Origin of the sequence: Desulfonauticus submarinus (assembly GCF_900104045.1) — a bacterium.
GTDB classification, from domain to species: domain Bacteria; phylum Desulfobacterota; class Desulfovibrionia; order Desulfovibrionales; family Desulfonatronovibrionaceae; genus Desulfonauticus; species Desulfonauticus submarinus.
The window spans coordinates 38,913-54,902 of the sequence record NZ_FNIN01000002.1 but is presented as its reverse complement, the minus strand read 5'-3'; the positions used below and the strand labels follow the sequence as shown (position 1 = coordinate 54,902).

Sequence of the window (15,990 nt, the reverse complement as noted above, 5' to 3'; positions counted from 1 at the left end):
AAGTAGATAGGAGATAGCAGTGGATTTGATTACAATTGGTGTATTAGGAATAATAGTTTTATTATTTTCGCTTTTTATTTTACGCTTGCCTGTAGGTTTTGCAATGGCCATTATTGGCTACTTGGGCTTTGGTTATGTGATTAATTTTAAAGCTGCTTCTAGTATGTTGGCTGATGAGTGTTGGAAAGTATTTTCTTCTTATGGTCTTACTGTTATACCGCTTTTTATTTTAATGGGTCAGATTTGTTTTTATGCTGGAGTGAATAAAAGACTCTATGAAACTGCCTATCATTGGTTTGGTCATATTAAAGGTGGGCTAGTACATGCTACTATTTTGGCATGCGCTGGGTTTGCTGCTATATGTGGCTCTAATACAGCTACGGCAGCTACAATGAGTACTGTTGCTCTTCCTGAAATGCAAAAATTTAAATACCATCCATTGCTTTCTACTGCAAGCGTAGCTGTTGGTGCTACTTTGGGCGTTGTTATCCCTCCTAGTGTGGTTTTAATTATAATTGGCTTGCAAACTGGACAATCTATTGCAGTGTTATTTTGGGCTTCTTTTATTCCTGGAGTTTTACTTACAATTTTTTTTATGCTTGCAGTGGGACTATTTTGTCATTTTAGACCAGATTTTGCTCCTGCAGCTGCTAAATCTTCGTGGAAAGAAAGATTTATTTCTTTAAAAGGTTCAATAGAAATGCTTGTTTTGTTTGGTTTAGTTATGACAGGATTATTGGCTGGTTTTTTTACCCCTTCTCAGGCAGGAGGAGTTGGAGCGTTTTTGGCTTTAATAATCGCAGTGCTGCGTAAACAACTAAGCTTTCGTAATTTTATTTTGGCTTTAGAAGATACCTTAAAAGTTACTTCCATGATTATGGTAATCATTTTAGGTGCTATTATTTTTGGTAGATTCTTAGCTGTTACAAGACTTCCTTATGAACTTGCAGTGAGTGTTAGCAGTTGGCATATGCCTTCTTATTTAATTATGTTAGGGGTTGCTCTAATCTATATTATTGGTGGAGCAGTTATGGATGCACTGGCGCTTCTTATTATTACTATCCCTATTTTTTTTCCCTTAGCAACTTCTCTTGGCTATAGTCCCATTTGGTTTGCTGTGTTTATTACTATTGTAACTACCTTAGGGGCAGTAACTCCTCCTGTAGGGATTAATACCTTTATTGTGGCTTCTATGGCCAAAGATGTTTCTATGAAGACAATTTTTAAAGGTATCTTGTTGTTTATGCCTTGTTATTTGGTTTTACTTTTTTGCCTTTTATTTTGGCCTGAGTTGGGAACTTTAGGAAGTGTATTATTGTCTAAATAGATTTGAAGATATATTTCAGGAGTAAAAGTAGAGTTCGTTAGTATATCGGGGGGCAATGTTGAATTGACCTCAATAATTAGATTGTCCTGGGTAGTTTGAATTTTTATTTGGGAATAAACTTTTTGATTTAAATAAAAGACGAATATAAGAATTATTATAAAACATAAATATTTTTTCATTTTTTTATCTCCTTGTTGGCTTTGTCTTTGCGTTTTATTCGTATATTAATTTTCTTGTCTTTAGTAAAAATCTGACCTAAAAAGTTCTAATTAAATTTCAGCAAAAATTAGACCAGGAGGAATAAATGAGCTCTTCTAATAGAACGGCTGCTTATAAAGATGCTGGGGTGGACATAGAAGCAGGTAATTTATTGATTTCTAGAATAAAAAAAATGGTTGGGACTACTTTTACTAGAGGAGTGATTACAGATCTGGGAGGATTTGGGGGATTATTTAAGATAGATATGGAAGGTCTAAAACAGCCTGTATTAGTAGGAGCCACAGATGGAGTTGGCACAAAACTAAAACTGGCTTTTTTGTTTGATGTACATCATACGGTTGGAATAGATTTAGTAGCAATGAGTGTTAACGATATTTTGGTACAAGGAGCTAAGCCACTATTTTTTTTAGATTATTTTGCAACAGGAAAATTAGAAGTGGAAAAGGCTGAAAAAGTTATTGCTGGTGTAGTAGAGGGTTGTAAACAAGCAGGATGTGCGCTTTTAGGTGGAGAAACAGCTGAAATGCCAGATTTTTATGGATCTGGAGAATATGATCTTTCTGGTTTTTGTGTTGGGATGGTAGATTTTGATAAAATTGTAGATGGATCTCAGATACGAAAGGGAGATATTTTAATTGGCTTGGCATCTTCTGGTCTACATTCAAATGGATTTTCTTTGGTACGTAAACTTTTTTCCTCTTCAAAATTACAAAGAGATGACAAGTTCCCAGGAACAGACAAAAATGTATGGGAAGTTTTACTTGAACCTACTAAAATTTATGTAAAACCTGTTCTGAATGTGCTGAGGGATTTAGAGATAAGAGGAATGGTTCATATTACAGGAGGAGGGTTTTACGATAATATCCCTAGAATATTACCAACAGGGGTTAAGGTTGTCATAGATTTTAATTCATTTGTTAAACCAGCAGTTTTCCATTGGATTAAAGAAGAAGGTAATCTTTCTTGGGAAGAAATGGCAAATATTTTTAATTGTGGAATTGGGTTTATTTTGATTATTAAACCAGACTTAAAAGAAGATGTGCTTCTTAGATTAAAAGCTCAACAGATAGATGCTTGGGAAATTGGGAGAGTAGAGATATGTTCTTCCAATGAAGAAGTAGTACAAATTAAATTTTAGGTTTGTTATTTAGCAAAAATTTTTTAGAGAATAACAGACTTATCCTAAATAAGGATTAAAATAGCCAAATTTTATCCAAGGGCATTCTTTTTTTATTCTTAACATAAAATTTTTAAGTCCAAAGCTTGGTTTTTCTTTTTCATTAGAATATAAATTAAGATAAAGAAGTGGATCTATATTGAGGTTTCTCATTTGAATAAAGTCGAGTTTTGTGTCTTGTATTGTAGATATAAGGCTATCTAACTCTTCTTCTGTATCACTAAATCCAGGGAAAAATAAATAATTTAGGGAAACAAAAAGATCATTTTTTTTTGCCTCTTTAATACATTCAATTACTTTATTAAAGTCATAAGTAGGTCTATAATAAGCTTTATAAATATGCGGTCGTAGGGAATTTAAACTTATCCGAATAGATTTAAGACCAGCCTTGGCTAAGGGCTCCATAGCTTCTGGAAAACTTCCATTAGTGTTTATATTAATTGTGCCTTTAGAGAGATTTTTTTTAGCCAACTTAATAGCTTTTAATATATTTTTCCACCCAGTAAGAGGCTCACCTTCACATCCTTGGCCAAAAGAGAAAATAGGCTTTTTAACTCGTTTTGCATGGATAAGAATAATCTCAGCAATTTCTTTGGGAGAAGGTGTAAAATTAATTCTTTTTTGGGTAGCAGGAAATCCAGAATCTTTAGATTGAAGAGAAATACAGCCAATACATCTAGCATTACAAGTTTTTGCAGTAGGCAAAGGTGCTTCAAATCTACCCAAAGCTAAATTTTTTGCAGCAGGACAGCCATAAGTAAGAGCGCATCGAGTGAGATGGGCGATTAGCCTATTGTTAGGTAACTTTTTTCTTAAATTTTGAGCTCCGTATATTATTTTTTGTTTAGAGATACCTAAAAAAACTTGACGTTTATCAGTATCTACTTGTTGGGCAGCTACATAAAATTTTCCTTTATAATATCCTAAAGCACCGTAGGCAAAAAGAGGTAATTTAGGTGCGTGGTGGTTTTCTGTATAAACTACATGTCCGGATAGAGTATAACCTGGAGCAATAAAAGCAGCTACTGGAGCTTCTTCTAATACTTCAATTTTACCTGTATCTGGATCTAGACCTACAGCTTGGCGTTCTGGGAGAAGATAAAAGGTGCTTTCTGAAGGCAACTCTATAAGTTCTCCTGGATATGGTAGCCCCCATTCCTTTCCACGCCTCACTAACATTAGGAGATGAGGATGATCATAGATATTGCCTTGTTTGTCTGCAAAAACCAAATGGGGTTTTATTTTTTTCATAATATTGTCCTGAAAAAAGAAAAGACAGCTCTCTGGGAAAACCAGAAAACTGTCTTTTCCAAAAGGGGAGGCGAAGATGAATTAACGTTTTGAATATTGGAACCTGGCTCGGGCACCTTTTTGTCCATATTTTTTTCTTTCCTTTGCCCGAGGATCACGGGTTAGAAATCCTGCTTTTTTAAGTGCTGGCCTTAATTCTGGATCATAGTCTAAGAGAGCTCTACTAATTCCATGTCTTACTGCTTCAGCTTGACCACTTATTCCACCACCTTTTACATTGATTTTAATATCAAACTTATCTTCCAGCTTTACAAGTTTTAGTGGTTGCTTGATAATCATTTGTAAAGTTGGACGAGGAAAATATTCTTCTAAAGGACGACCATTGACAATAATTTGGCCACTTCCTTTGTAGAGCCTTGTTCTAGCTACCGAAGTTTTTCTTCTTCCTGTTCCATAGAAGAAATCAGTACTCATAACTGTCTCCGTACTTTAAATTTCTAAAGGTTTAGGTTGTTGGGCTTGATGTGGATGATCTGTTCCACGGTAAACCTTTAACTTTTTAAGCAATTTTCTGCCTAGACGATTTTTAGGTAACATCCCTTTTACTGCTTTTAAAATGACTTGTTCTGGCTTACTTTCTAACATCTGGCCCAAAGTTCTGCTTTTAATTCCACCAGGGTATCCTGTATGCCAATAATACATTTTTTGGTCTCTTTTACGACCAGTAAAACTAACTTTTTCAGCATTTATAACAACAATAAAATCCCCACAGTCGAGATGGGGAGCAAATTCTGGTTTATGTTTTCCTCTTAGCCTTTTGGCTATTTCTGTGGCCAGACGTCCCAATGTCTTACCCTCGGCATCCACAATAAACCAATTGCGAGAAATCTCTTCTGGCTTTGGACTATAGGTCTTCATTTTTCTTACCCCTCGTTGAACTGAAGAAAGTCTGTTTATGTGTTTTTGAAAATCCTGTCAACCTTTTTATATGAACCAAAAGATGTTTCTCGTACTTATGAGCCATTAATCGCTGCGGAGTTTATTTGCTTGATTTTGAAAAGTATATTAAAAAAATAAGAAAGACAAAAGGATTTTATTTAAAAAAAATATTAAAAAAGAAGTAGAATCATTAAGATTTGAGAAGAAAAAAAATGAGGAATTATTATGAAGGTTAATTTGCGCAAAGGTTTGTTACAATTTGTTTTTTCTGGGTCTTTTATGAAACGATGGAATGATAAACTAAGACCCATGGAATTAGTAGAGGTGGAGAAACAAGCTCACAAGATGATAATAGCCTTTATTTTGTTGGTTTTAAATACCAAAGATATGAAATTAGAGGAACAAGTAGAGTTAGGGGAAAAGGTTATTTTGGGGGGAATCTTTGACTATTTTTATCGTTTAATTATTACGGATATAAAACCTCCTGTATTTTACAAAATTAAATCTAATCCTGCTCACTTTGCTGAACTAACTAATTGGGTGTTAGAACAATTAAATCCTAGAGTAGAAGGCTTAGGGAAAGATTTTTGGCAACAATTAAAAAATTATTTTTATCATCCTATAGAGGATTTAAGTTCTAAAATTTTAGGGGCGTCTCATCTTTTGGCTAGTAGATGGGAGTTTTCAGTTTTGAAAAAGTTAAATTTTTTGGATCCAGAGATGGAGGAAATAGAGCATTCATTTATTCAACGTCTTAGAGGTTTTTATGATTTAAAAGGAGTAAAAGATTTGACAGAGAACCAACAGTCAGCTTTGACGCAATTTATGAATTTGTGTGGTCAGTTGCGATTCCAAAAAAGATGGTCTCAGACGCCTAGAATACCAGAAACTTCTGTTTTAGGACATCTTTTTATAGTTGCTTGTTATGCTTATTTTTTTAGTTTAGCAGTAGGAGCATGTAAAAGGAGAAGAGAAAATAATTTTTTTGCAGGATTATTCCATGATATACCAGAACTTTTAACTAGGGATATTATTTCTCCTGTTAAAAAATCGGTTTCCAGAATTGGAAGTCTTATTCGAGAATATGAAGAGCAGGAGCTAAATAAAAAAATATTTTCTCTTTTTGTTGAATCACAATATAAAGAATTATTAAGAAAGTTAAAATATTTTTTGGGAATTGAGGTTGGATCGGAATTTATTTCTACTATTATTAAAGATAATGAGGTTAAAGAGGTTACTTTAAGACAATTACAGACAGAGTATAATAAAAATACTTTTGAGCCCAAGGATGGGGAGTTATTAAAAGTATGCGATAATATAGCGGCGTTTATAGAAGCTTATACTGCTACAAGAAATGGAATAATTAATGAGCATCTTCAACTTGCTCAGCTTCGTATTAAGAATAAATATCAAAACTATATTTTAGCTGATAGAGTTCATATTGGAGCAATACTAGCTGATTTTGATTAACTTTATTTTTTTAATTTTAAAATTACTTCATCAATTATTTCTTGTGGTGTAGATGCTCCTGCTGTAATTCCTATTGTAGAATACTTGGATAGTTCATTTAAGTCCAATTCTAGAGAAGTTTCAATATGAAGATATGGTGCATATTTAGAGACAACTTTGGCTAATCTTCTTGTATTTCCACTTATTTTTCCACCTACTACAATCATAAAATCTACTTTTTTGGCTAGTTCTATTGCTTCTTTTTGTCTTTCTTCTGTTGCATTACAAATGGTATTTAAAGCTATAAAAGAAATATTTTGTCTTTTTAAATAATCTTGAATTTGATAAAATTCATTTTGGTCTTGAGTAGTTTGGGCGGCTAAAACATATTCTAAATTAGAGTTGAGTTGTAGATTTAATAATTCTTGCAGGCTTTCAAACAAAATTATTTGATTTTGAGCATAACTAAGTAATCCTTTTACTTCTGGATGATTTTTTTCTCCATATAAAAGAAGCACGCGTTTTTTAGATTGTTCTTGGATTAAGAGTTGGGCCTTTTTAACTTTAGGACAGGTGGCATCAATAATTTTTATCTGTTTTTGTTTTAGATTTTGTTCTAATCCAAAAGGTATTCCATGAGCCCGAATTAAGACTATATCTCCTGGTTGAAAATGAGTTTTATCATCTCCTATCTTTACACCTTTTTGTTCATATTGTTTTAATACTTGGGGATTATGGATAATTGGGCCAAGAGTATATATTTTGCAGTTTGGGTTATCTAGAATAGCTTTATCCAGCTTTTTAAGAGCAAGACTTACTCCCATGCAAAAACCTGCTTTTGGGGCTAAGAGAATATTTTGGGTCATAATTTATTCCTCTTTTAATTGATTTGCTATTTGGATTACTTGTTCCCAAGAAGAAATAGAAGTTAATTTATGACGAATTTTTTTAGCCTCAGGGATATTTTTTATCATTTTAGGAAGTAGTGTTCTCATTTTTAAAACAGCTTTTTGTGGAGCAAATTTGGGATAGTATTTGGCAAAATCTAAAAGTAGTTGGGCTATGATTTTGCTTTTAGGTATGGTTATAGATTTTTGTTGTAATAACGCTTTATATTCTTGGAAAATAAAAGGGTTGCTTAATGCTCCCCTAGCAAACATGATTCCATCAATTTGAGTAGAAGAAAGACAATTTATCCCATCTTCAGCAGTAAATATATCACCGCTGCCAATCACTTTTAATTCAGGGAAGGTATGTTTTAATTTTTTTAGAGCAGTCCAATCAGCTGTGCCAGAAAATTTCTGCTTGGCATATCTAGGATGGAGAGTGAACCAACCAATACCTAGTTTGGCCATTTTTTCACCTAACTTTAGATAAATATCTTCTTTTAAAGAATAGCCCAATCTGGCTTTGATTCCTACTTGTTTGGCTGGCACTAGAGATTGCATTGTTTTTACAATTTCTTCGATTTTTTTTATTTGAGTTAAAAGATATGCTCCAGAACCTGTTTTTATAACTTTTTTCACTGAACAGCCACAGTTTAGATCAAAGTATTTGAAACCTAGTTTTTTTAATATGTTAACAGCCTTAAAAATTATTTTGGGGTCTGCACCAAAGAGCTGAACTATAAGAGGTGAATCTTGAGCACAAGTTTTTAAAATAGAAAATGTTCCTTTACTATTATAGATTAATCCTGAGGCACTGACCATTTCTGTAAAAGCTAAGTCGCAGCCATATTTTCTACATACTAAACGAAATGGCAAGTCTGAAAATCCAGCTAAAGGCGCTAACCAAGGATAGTTGGGGCCAAGAGGAAGAGACATTAAATATCCTTATTTTCAAAAATTTTAGATAATTATTTCCAAATGATTAATTTCTTTTAAAATTATTTGAGGTTTTAAAGACATTATTTTAAATTTTAATTTTTTATTTTTAGGACAATTGATATAAATTCGAGCCAGTATTTCTATATCTTCTATTTCTACTAAGGCAAGATTAGGCTCTTTATACTCAAGTATTTTCCCTTCAATAATTTCACCTACTTGGTGACGGGACTTAAACGTTAAGATTTTACGATTTGGACTCACTTGAAAATTGAAGTCGTTTTTTTTCTTTATAAATAAGATATAGGTTTCTGGAGTAGATTAAAACTCCTGTGGATTGTCCTAAGATAAAAACAGGGTCTTTTCTATAAATAGAGTAGGCCAAAAGTAAAAGTCCACCTCCTAAACTGAAATACCAGAAGTAAATGGGGATAACACTTTTTTTAGCCTTTTCACTTGCAATCCACTGAACTAGAAATCTTGCTGAAAAGAGTCCTTGAGCTAAAAAGCCAATAATTAACCAAATTTTTTCTGCCATTATTTTTTTTCTCTCAATTTTGGTAAAACTTTTCGTTTTCTCATCCACAATACTCCAAAGGTGTCAAATAGACCTACCCAAAGACGATTGTTGATATTGTATTTAGTTTTTCCTCTTACTCTTGGTCTATGATTTACAGGAGTTTCTAAAATTTTTTTATATCCTTGAATTTTGATTAACGTAGGCAAAAAACGATGCATTCCCTTAAAAAGAAAAATGTTTTGCACACATTCTTTTCGAATAGCTCTAATAGAACACCCTACATCCCTAATTTTGTCTTTAGTAATAAAATTGCGAAACCCATTTCCTATTTTAGAAGCTATTTTGCGAATAAAGTTATCTTGTCTTTTTGCTCTATATCCATTTACTACATCAGCGTTGTGTTTCTCTAAAAAATTTACCAACTTGGGAATGTCTTTAGGATCGTTTTGGCCATCGCCATCTAGGGTAACTAATATTTTGCCTTTTGCCAGCTGAAAACCAACATACATGGCAGCAGATTGCCCATAATTTTGAGCTAAGTTAATAAGTTTATGATGATTATCTTGGGCACAGAGGCTTTCCAAGGCTTGCTCACTATTATCTGTTGATCCATCGTTTATCCACAAGCATTCCCATTTATGAGGAAAATGCAATAGGGCCTCGCTTACTTCTTTGCCTAGAATTGGAATATTTTCTTCTTCATTTTTAACAGGGATTATGACACTTAGGTAAATATCATTTTGAGTGTTCAAGGATTAATTCTACCTCCTCTTGGGTGAGATTAAATGTTTTAGCCAAGCTTTCTATACTTTCTCCTGCTTTATGGCCCATTAAAATTATTTGTTTTACAAAAAGCGGAGAATTGGTAAACTGTTCTGCTTTTAAAATCAACTTTTTTAGTTCTTTGGTTTTTTTACTTAGAATTTTTTCTAATTCTATAAGTTCTTCTTGCCGAGTGGTAAAAGTATTTAGGAATTCTTTTTCCATCTCAGAGCTAAAAGAGAGTTTTTGGATAAAGTCTTCTTGTTTTTTCTGTAAATTGGCCACAAATTTCTCTGATTTTTTTAAACGAAAGAAAAATAATAAGACTAAAATTAAAAGAATAATTTCAATTACTGAAAGAATAAGAAGAATAATTTCTATATTTGTCATATGTTTGTTTTAGCTTTATATTTTTATATCAATAATGTGTTTTTTCTCAACTTCTATAATTTCTTGTTGATTTTTTTTCTTTTCTTTATGTTTTTTAGACATATAATAATTTGCAGGAGCATCTTTTTCTTTGTCTGGAGAAATTTTCTCCTGTTTCTCTGTTTTTTCTGGTTTTAAAATTCTTTTGTTATCTTCTTTTTGCTTTTGTATTACTACATCTGCTAAAACATTTTGAGCCCCTTCAGGATATGCCTGGGAACTGTGTTGTAATTTTTGAAGTTGAGGAATTTGGGAAAATAAAACTGGCAAATCAATAGGGGTAACCATTTTTTTAACTTATTACATAATGTTCAATTAAAATTTTTTTTAACTGCCCATTGTTTAAATATTGGTTAACAACATTTAAAATATCCTGCTTAAGTTTAGGGATATTTTTGGTATTTGCTAGAAAATTATATTCTTTATTTGTTAGATAATAATAAATTGCATCTCTTAAGACAATTTTTTTTCTTTTTATTTCCCATTCTAGACGGTTATTTGTGGTAGCAAAAGAAAGTTTAATTTCTAGAAAAAGAGGTTGTTTTTTTTTATTTTTTAATTCCACCAAAAATTGCTTTAGAGGAATTACTTTTTCCTCAGGAGGAGGTGGAGTCTGTTTTGTCTCTTTGGGTTTTTGTTCCACAGGAGTAGGAGGGGGAGGAGCTGTTTTATTAAAGAATAAAAAATATCCCCCCCCTATAAGGATCAAAAATAAAGCAATTATACCTATTAAAAGCCACTTTTTTTTCTTTGGGGGAGGAGTAGGTTCTTCTTCGCTTTCTTTTTCTTGAGAAGGAGATGTAGCTGGTTCTTCTTGTTTTTCTTTAGGTTCTTCTTCTTGCAGGAAAGGGGCGTCATCTAGATCTAATTCTACTTTTTTTTTCTTTTTATTTTCCTCCTCTATATATTCTAAATCATCTTTATCTAAATTTACTTTATCAGTTTCTTTTTGAGATTCTTGTTGAATGTTATTAGAATCTTTATCTTTAGACATATTTTTTATTAGTTAGCTTCAAATATTTTATCTATTTTTTGTTGAAGGGTTTCTGCTGTAAATGGCTTTACAATATAATTTGATACCTTTGCTTGAACAGCTTCAATAATATTTTCTTGTTGAGCCTCTGCTGTAACCATTAAGAAGGGAAGATCTGCAAATTCTTCACTTGCTCGTACTTTTCTTAAAAGTTCTATTCCTGTCATCTTGGGCATATTCCAGTCACTAATAATAAAATCAATTTTATCTTTATTTAAAATATCCCATGCAGTAGTTCCATCGTCTGCTTCAACTATATTATTGAAGCCTAATTGGCGAAGAATATTTTTGATAATCCTTCGCATTGTAGAAAAGTCGTCAACAACTAAAATACGCATATTTTTGTCAACAGCCATCTCTGCCTCCTATATTGCTTCTTCTTTATATTTCCTTTTAAATTTTTTCTTTAGCTTTTGTAAAGCCTGAGAACGCAGTTGAGATACTCTTCCTTCTGTAATATTTAAAACTTGAGCGATTTCTTTCATTGTAAGTTCATCCACATAATAAAGAGAGAGTACCATTTGCTCTTTATTTGTTAATTCCTTTATTAATTTAGCAACTTTGTCAATCAAGTCTTGTTTGATAATTTTTTCTTGAGGTTGATAAGTGGTGTTATGTTCTATTGAGATAGCATTTTGAATTTCTTCTAAACTTAGCCAGATCTGGTTTTGTAGGGCAAGCAGGATGTTTTCTATCTCTTGGGATTCAAAACCTGTTTTATTTTGAATATATTTGCGGATGTCATTTTGAGGAAGAGATTCAACTTTTTGTAATACTTCTTCTACTTGTTTCATTTTATGGCGCATTCCCCTAGAAAACCAATCCATTTTCCTTAACTCGTCTAGCATCGCGCCTCTAATTCTATTTTCTGCAAAGGTCTCAAATTTAATATTTTGGTTGGCATCAAAGTTATGCAAGGCTTCTAATAAGCCTAAGGTCCCGGCACTTATTAATTCTTCTAAAGTAATATGGTTAGGTAATTTGCTTTTTAATCTTAAAGCAATAATTTTTATTTTTGGAGAATAACACTTTACAATTTCTTCCTGCTCTCTGGGAGAAAGAGAGGAAAACTTATTTCCTGATTGTTCTAGTATTTTCCAAGGGTTATTCATTCTGAAAAAGGAGTTTCTTCCAGAAAAATTTAATGTTTCCATCTAATTCTCTTTTTTTAGGCCAATTTAAGATGGTTTTTGCTATTTGATTGATAACTTTAGTAGATTTTAGACTTTTATCTTGCATAAAAGGTTTTTGTTTTTGAACATATTTTCTAATCTTTTTTTCTAAAGGCACAATTCCTAGAAGGTTTAAAGATACACTATCCAAGAATTTATCACAGGCTAGATATAATTTTTTAAATGTTTCTTTGCCTTGAGCTAAATCTGGAGCCATATTAATGATTATTTCAAAGTTATTAACTTTATGTTTGTTTTTAAGAATTTTAATCAGAGCGTAAGCATCTGTTAAAGATGTAGGTTCAGTAGTCATTACGATTATTCTTCTTTCCACTGCAAGATTAAAATAAATTACATGATCGTGGATACCTGCTCCTGTATCTACTATGAGGTAATCAACTTCATTTTCTAAAGGATCCATAGCTTCTAATAATTCAAGTTTTTGCCCATTAGATAAAGTAGTCATTTCTAACATACCAGAAGCAGCAGGTAAAATAGAAAAGCCAAAATCTGTGGGATAAAGGATTTCTTTTAATTTTTTTTCTCCTCTAAGTAGATGGAGAAGGTTGTATGGAGGGGTTAATCCTAAAAGTACATCTATATTTCCTAATCCTAAATCTCCATCCAAAAGAACAACTCTTTGGTTTAAGCTTGCAAGCGCATAAGCTAAACTTACAGAGATGTTTGTTTTCCCCACACCACCTTTGCCAGAAGTCACAGAAAATACTATTGGAGCAAATGCCATTTCAATTCCCTCTAATTTATTTCTCTTTTAAATATGTATCGTAATATTTTATCCTTATTACCCATAAAAGAAGAGTTTTTTAACTGACTTCCATAACTTAAAAATGATATAGGTAAATTATAGTCAACACAAAAGTTTATTATACTTCCTAGTTTTGTAGCTTCATCAAGCCTTGTCCATATTAAACTTGAAATTTTATTAATTCCTACTTTATTTAAAAATAATTTTAGATAATTTTCTTCATATACAGGGCTTAAGCTTACATGCAAACAAGAGTTATTTTTTTTCAAACTTAAAAATTTTTTAAATTCTTGTAGTTGATGAGGTAAATCTATAAAAATATAATCATAAGGAGCATTTTGCAGGGTGTCTAGGTTTTCAGGTGAAATTTTTTTAAAGTCTATATCAATTAGGTTGGCATAGTGCTCTAAAATAAGCTTGCCTTCTAGATTTCCATTTAAGGGATAAGCAAGTAAAATATTGGAAGGATTTAGTTGTTTTAGTTTTAAAAGCATTTTTAAAAGGTTTGATGTTTGACCACAACCTGGAGGTCCTAGGAAAAAGTGAATTTTTTTATTTAAAAAATTTTTAGGCCAGGGTTTAACTTTTATTTTTTCTTTTAATACTCCTAACAGGGAATTATCTTTTATATTGGTTAGAGAAGATATTATTTTTATTAAAATTTCTTTTTTTACCCCTTGTTTTTCAAGATAACGTATGGCCTGAGCATATTTGGCTGGTAATTTAAGTTTGGATTGAGGTTCTAAAAGAGTAAAAATCGATTCCTTAAAGTTTTCCCATTCTAGCATAATGGTTTTAAACCATTCTTCTTGAGGGACAGTCAATTTAGCTTCAGGAAGAGAGAGATTATTTTTTTTTGAAGAGGGGTAATTCTCTGAGGATTCTATAGCAACGCTTACTTTATATGTAGTAGACCCATTTTTCCCTATTGTCTCTGTATTTAAAATTACTGCTTCTGGTCCCATTTCTTTTTTTATTTGGGCCATTAGAGAGGAAAGAGATTTTCCTTCAAATGTTCTAATTTGCATTGTTTAGACTCACTTGTGCTATTGTTTCTAATTTAATATCTGGAGGAATTTCTGTTTGAGAAATCACAGGTAAAGTGGGTATAAAGCGGATTAAAATTTGGGCCAAATGAGGTCTTAACACTGGTGGTACTAAAAGCACGGGTTGACCATCTTTTACTACAATATTTTCTAAAGTTTGGTTGATGCGCTGGATTATTTTATGGGCAAGATTGGGATCCATTGTTAAGAAAGTGCCTGAATCTGTTTGGTGGAGGCTTTCTTGAAACATATTTTCTATTTCTTGATCTAAAAGTATAATGGGTAAAGTGTTATCTGCGCTTAAATAAGGCTTGACTATAGTTCTAGCCATGTTTTGACGCACATATTCTGTAAGTTGCACAGGATCTTTTGTAGTTTGACCATAATCTGCTAAAGTTTCAACAATAGTTAAGAGATCTCTAATTGATACGCCTTCTTTTACAAGATTTTGTAAAACTTTTTGAACTGTGCCAAGAGATAAAATATTTGGAACAAGGTCTTCCACAGCTTTTGGGGCTCTTTGGGAAAGGTTATCTAAGAGGTTTTGTACTTCTTGTCTGCCTAGAAATTCATGTAGATGACGTTTAAATATTTGGGTTAGATGAGTAGTTATAACTGTAGCTGGGTCTACTACAGTATAGCCCGCTAAAAGTGCTTCTTCTTTTCTGTTTTTAGGTATCCAAAGGGCAGGCATGTTAAAAGCAGGTTCTAAAGTTTCAATCCCTTTTATTTTGTGTTTAATATCTCCTGGATCAATGGCCAAATAGTGATCTATTAAAATTTCACTTTTAGCTATTTCGTTTCCTTTAATAAGCACTCTATATTCGCCTGGTTTTAATTCTAGGTTGTCTTTGACGTGAATAGCAGGGATAATAACACCCATTTCTAAAGCAAATTGTCTTCTAAGAGATTTAATTCTAGTTAAAAGGTTACCATTTTGTTCTTCATCTACCAATGGAATTAATCCATATCCCACTTCTAGAGAAAGGGTATCTAAAGGAAGAAGTGCGGTTACTTCTTCTGGAGAATCTTGACTTTTTTGAGATTTGCTTGCTTGTGTTTGTTCTTGTTTTGTTACTCTAGCTTTTTCTTTGGCTGCAATAAGAGAGAGCATAAATAGGACGCTAGCAAGAATCAGGAACGCAATAGTAGGCATGCCTGGGACCAGAGCAAATAAAAGTAGAACACTAGCTACTAACTTTAAAGCTCTGGGATGCATGGTAAGTTGCCCTAAGAATTCTTCACCCATTTGGGCTTCTGCTGCAGCTCTACTTACAATAATACCTGCTGATGTAGAGATAATAAGAGAAGGAATGGTAGAAACAAGACCATCTCCTATAGTGAGTAAAGTATATGTTTGAGCAGCTTCTTGCCAGGGCATACCCTTTTGTAAAACCCCAATAAAAAAACCTCCTATAATATTTATTAAGGTAATAAGCATACCTGCTTTTACATCTCCTGAAACAAACTTACCTGCACCATCCATTGCTCCATAAAAATCAGCTTCTCTTCTAATTGCTTCTCTTTGGCGTCTAGCTTCGTCTTCATCAATAATACCTGCATTTAAATCTGCTTCAATGGCCATTTGTTTACCTGGTAAGGCATCTAAGGTGAAACGAGCTGCTACTTCTGCAATTCTGGTTGTACCTGTGGTAATAACCATTTTATTTAAAGCGAATAAAATTAGAAAGATAACAATTCCAATAACATAGTTGCCACCTACCACAAAGTTCCCAAAGGCCTGAATTACTTTACCTGCAGCTACAGTCCCTTGATCGCCGTTTAAAAGGATAAGTCTGGTAGAAGCTACATTTAGGGCTAATCTTAAAAGAGTGGTTATAAGCAAAAGAGAGGGGAAAATAGAAAATTCTAAGGGAGTGCGCATAAACATTGTGGTAATAAGGATCACAAGGGCAAAAGAAATATTAAAGGCCAACATTACGTCTAAAATAATTGTTGGCATGGGAATAAGCATTACAAAAAGTATAATTACAACGCCTGCCGCAAGTAATAGATCGCCCTGTTTAGAGAATCGAGAGTAATCAATATTAATAGTTGGGACTTTTACTGCCATTTT

The 15,990-nt window shown here is 32.6% G+C and carries 19 protein-coding genes; 3 read left to right on the top strand and 16 right to left on the bottom strand.

The window, feature by feature from the left end; all coding sequences use genetic code 11:
- The first annotated feature begins 19 nt into the window (after positions 1–19).
- Together BLP60_RS02735 and purM are read left to right on the top strand one after the other, a co-directional pair.
- Positions 20–1,327 (top strand): TRAP transporter large permease, encoded by a 1,308-nt coding sequence (locus BLP60_RS02735; protein WP_092063066.1) that lies wholly within the window; start codon positions 20–22, stop codon positions 1,325–1,327.
- A 304-nt stretch (positions 1,328–1,631) separates the two neighbouring features.
- Positions 1,632–2,684 carry a phosphoribosylformylglycinamidine cyclo-ligase gene (gene purM / locus BLP60_RS02730; RefSeq protein ID WP_092063063.1) on the top strand — a complete coding sequence of 351 codons (1,053 nt, stop codon included), beginning with the start codon at positions 1,632–1,634 and terminating at the stop codon, positions 2,682–2,684.
- Positions 2,685–2,723: 39 nt separating this feature from the next.
- Here the strand turns inward: purM and BLP60_RS02725 are convergent, their stop codons facing one another.
- The 3 genes from BLP60_RS02725 to rplM form a co-directional block, all read right to left on the bottom strand.
- On the bottom strand, positions 2,724–3,974 hold the full coding sequence (locus tag BLP60_RS02725) for a radical SAM family protein (protein ID WP_092063060.1): 1,251 nt from the start codon (positions 3,972–3,974) through the stop codon (positions 2,724–2,726).
- Positions 3,975–4,055: 81 nt separating this feature from the next.
- Positions 4,056–4,448, bottom strand: a complete 393-nt coding sequence (rpsI, locus tag BLP60_RS02720; protein WP_092063057.1) for a 30S ribosomal protein S9 — start codon at positions 4,446–4,448, stop codon at positions 4,056–4,058.
- Between the two features lie 15 nt (positions 4,449–4,463).
- The gene (rplM, locus tag BLP60_RS02715; RefSeq protein WP_092063054.1) at positions 4,464–4,892 is read right to left on the bottom strand and encodes a 50S ribosomal protein L13; all 429 of its coding nucleotides are present in this window, start codon (positions 4,890–4,892) and stop codon (positions 4,464–4,466) included.
- A gap of 246 nt (positions 4,893–5,138) precedes the next feature.
- On the opposite strand from rplM, the gene BLP60_RS02710 reads away from it, so the two are divergent.
- Complete coding sequence (locus tag BLP60_RS02710; protein ID WP_092063051.1) at positions 5,139–6,383, top strand: HD domain-containing protein; 1,245 nt, start codon at positions 5,139–5,141, stop codon at positions 6,381–6,383.
- Positions 6,384–6,385: 2 nt separating this feature from the next.
- Here the strand turns inward: BLP60_RS02710 and ispH are convergent, their stop codons facing one another.
- Genes ispH through flhA form a run of 13 tightly spaced genes read right to left on the bottom strand, consistent with a single transcriptional unit; the run spans position 6,386 to position 15,987 of the window.
- Positions 6,386–7,228 carry a 4-hydroxy-3-methylbut-2-enyl diphosphate reductase gene (ispH, locus tag BLP60_RS02705; protein ID WP_092063048.1) on the bottom strand — a complete coding sequence of 281 codons (843 nt, stop codon included), beginning with the start codon at positions 7,226–7,228 and terminating at the stop codon, positions 6,386–6,388.
- 3 nt (positions 7,229–7,231) lie between these two features.
- A complete protein-coding gene (locus BLP60_RS02700) occupies positions 7,232–8,185 on the bottom strand; it encodes a tRNA dihydrouridine synthase (RefSeq protein ID WP_092063046.1) in 954 nt (317 codons plus the stop codon).
- 24 nt (positions 8,186–8,209) lie between these two features.
- Positions 8,210–8,449 (bottom strand): hypothetical protein, encoded by a 240-nt coding sequence (locus tag BLP60_RS02695; RefSeq protein ID WP_092063044.1) that lies wholly within the window; start codon positions 8,447–8,449, stop codon positions 8,210–8,212.
- Positions 8,433–8,723: a lipid-A-disaccharide synthase N-terminal domain-containing protein gene (locus tag BLP60_RS02690; RefSeq protein ID WP_092063041.1), complete on the bottom strand. Its 291-nt coding sequence runs from the start codon at positions 8,721–8,723 to the stop codon at positions 8,433–8,435. The genes BLP60_RS02695 and BLP60_RS02690 overlap by 17 nt, the downstream gene beginning before the upstream one ends.
- Positions 8,723–9,457, bottom strand: a complete 735-nt coding sequence (locus BLP60_RS02685) for a glycosyltransferase family 2 protein (protein WP_092063038.1) — start codon at positions 9,455–9,457, stop codon at positions 8,723–8,725. Before BLP60_RS02685 ends, BLP60_RS02690 begins: the two co-directional genes overlap by 1 nt.
- Positions 9,441–9,857 (bottom strand): hypothetical protein, encoded by a 417-nt coding sequence (locus BLP60_RS02680; protein ID WP_092063036.1) that lies wholly within the window; start codon positions 9,855–9,857, stop codon positions 9,441–9,443. Before BLP60_RS02680 ends, BLP60_RS02685 begins: the two co-directional genes overlap by 17 nt.
- Before the next feature lie 15 nt (positions 9,858–9,872).
- Positions 9,873–10,184, bottom strand: coding sequence for a hypothetical protein (locus BLP60_RS02675; RefSeq protein WP_092063033.1), 312 nt, complete (start codon positions 10,182–10,184; stop codon positions 9,873–9,875).
- Positions 10,185–10,188: 4 nt separating this feature from the next.
- Positions 10,189–10,890, bottom strand: coding sequence for a flagellar basal body-associated FliL family protein (locus tag BLP60_RS02670; RefSeq protein WP_092063031.1), 702 nt, complete (start codon positions 10,888–10,890; stop codon positions 10,189–10,191).
- 8 nt (positions 10,891–10,898) lie between these two features.
- Positions 10,899–11,285: a chemotaxis response regulator CheY gene (locus BLP60_RS02665; RefSeq protein ID WP_092063028.1), complete on the bottom strand. Its 387-nt coding sequence runs from the start codon at positions 11,283–11,285 to the stop codon at positions 10,899–10,901.
- A 9-nt stretch (positions 11,286–11,294) separates the two neighbouring features.
- Positions 11,295–12,083 (bottom strand): FliA/WhiG family RNA polymerase sigma factor, encoded by a 789-nt coding sequence (locus BLP60_RS02660; RefSeq protein WP_092063025.1) that lies wholly within the window; start codon positions 12,081–12,083, stop codon positions 11,295–11,297.
- Positions 12,034–12,846, bottom strand: coding sequence for a MinD/ParA family protein (locus BLP60_RS02655; RefSeq protein WP_092063022.1), 813 nt, complete (start codon positions 12,844–12,846; stop codon positions 12,034–12,036). The genes BLP60_RS02660 and BLP60_RS02655 overlap by 50 nt, the downstream gene beginning before the upstream one ends.
- 11 nt (positions 12,847–12,857) lie before the next feature.
- Entirely contained in the window at positions 12,858–13,895 is a 1,038-nt protein-coding gene (locus tag BLP60_RS02650; RefSeq protein WP_092063019.1) for a flagellar biosynthesis protein FlhF, read from the bottom strand.
- The gene (gene flhA / locus BLP60_RS02645) at positions 13,885–15,987 is read right to left on the bottom strand and encodes a flagellar biosynthesis protein FlhA (protein ID WP_092063016.1); all 2,103 of its coding nucleotides are present in this window, start codon (positions 15,985–15,987) and stop codon (positions 13,885–13,887) included. Before flhA ends, BLP60_RS02650 begins: the two co-directional genes overlap by 11 nt.
- Positions 15,988–15,990: the final 3 nt, after the last annotated feature.

Bases quoted from the DNA above. Each gene is read 5' to 3' on its own strand.
- BLP60_RS02670 (WP_092063031.1), bottom strand. From the start codon at position 10,890: ATGTCTAAAGATAAAGATTCTAATAACATTCAACAAGAATCTCAAAAA.
- BLP60_RS02680 (WP_092063036.1), bottom strand. From the start codon at position 9,857: ATGACAAATATAGAAATTATTCTTCTTATTCTTTCAGTAATTGAAATT.
- BLP60_RS02660 (WP_092063025.1), bottom strand. From the start codon at position 12,083: ATGGAAACATTAAATTTTTCTGGAAGAAACTCCTTTTTCAGAATGAAT.
- flhA (WP_092063016.1), bottom strand. From the start codon at position 15,987: ATGGCAGTAAAAGTCCCAACTATTAATATTGATTACTCTCGATTCTCT.
- BLP60_RS02655 (WP_092063022.1), bottom strand. From the start codon at position 12,846: ATGGCATTTGCTCCAATAGTATTTTCTGTGACTTCTGGCAAAGGTGGT.
- BLP60_RS02675 (WP_092063033.1), bottom strand. From the start codon at position 10,184: ATGGTTACCCCTATTGATTTGCCAGTTTTATTTTCCCAAATTCCTCAA.
- BLP60_RS02700 (WP_092063046.1), bottom strand. From the start codon at position 8,185: ATGTCTCTTCCTCTTGGCCCCAACTATCCTTGGTTAGCGCCTTTAGCT.
- purM (WP_092063063.1), top strand. From the start codon at position 1,632: ATGAGCTCTTCTAATAGAACGGCTGCTTATAAAGATGCTGGGGTGGAC.
- BLP60_RS02650 (WP_092063019.1), bottom strand. From the start codon at position 13,895: ATGCAAATTAGAACATTTGAAGGAAAATCTCTTTCCTCTCTAATGGCC.
- rplM (WP_092063054.1), bottom strand. From the start codon at position 4,892: ATGAAGACCTATAGTCCAAAGCCAGAAGAGATTTCTCGCAATTGGTTT.
- BLP60_RS02690 (WP_092063041.1), bottom strand. From the start codon at position 8,723: ATGGCAGAAAAAATTTGGTTAATTATTGGCTTTTTAGCTCAAGGACTC.
- ispH (WP_092063048.1), bottom strand. From the start codon at position 7,228: ATGACCCAAAATATTCTCTTAGCCCCAAAAGCAGGTTTTTGCATGGGA.
- rpsI (WP_092063057.1), bottom strand. From the start codon at position 4,448: ATGAGTACTGATTTCTTCTATGGAACAGGAAGAAGAAAAACTTCGGTA.
- BLP60_RS02710 (WP_092063051.1), top strand. From the start codon at position 5,139: ATGAAGGTTAATTTGCGCAAAGGTTTGTTACAATTTGTTTTTTCTGGG.
- BLP60_RS02725 (WP_092063060.1), bottom strand. From the start codon at position 3,974: ATGAAAAAAATAAAACCCCATTTGGTTTTTGCAGACAAACAAGGCAAT.
- BLP60_RS02665 (WP_092063028.1), bottom strand. From the start codon at position 11,285: ATGGCTGTTGACAAAAATATGCGTATTTTAGTTGTTGACGACTTTTCT.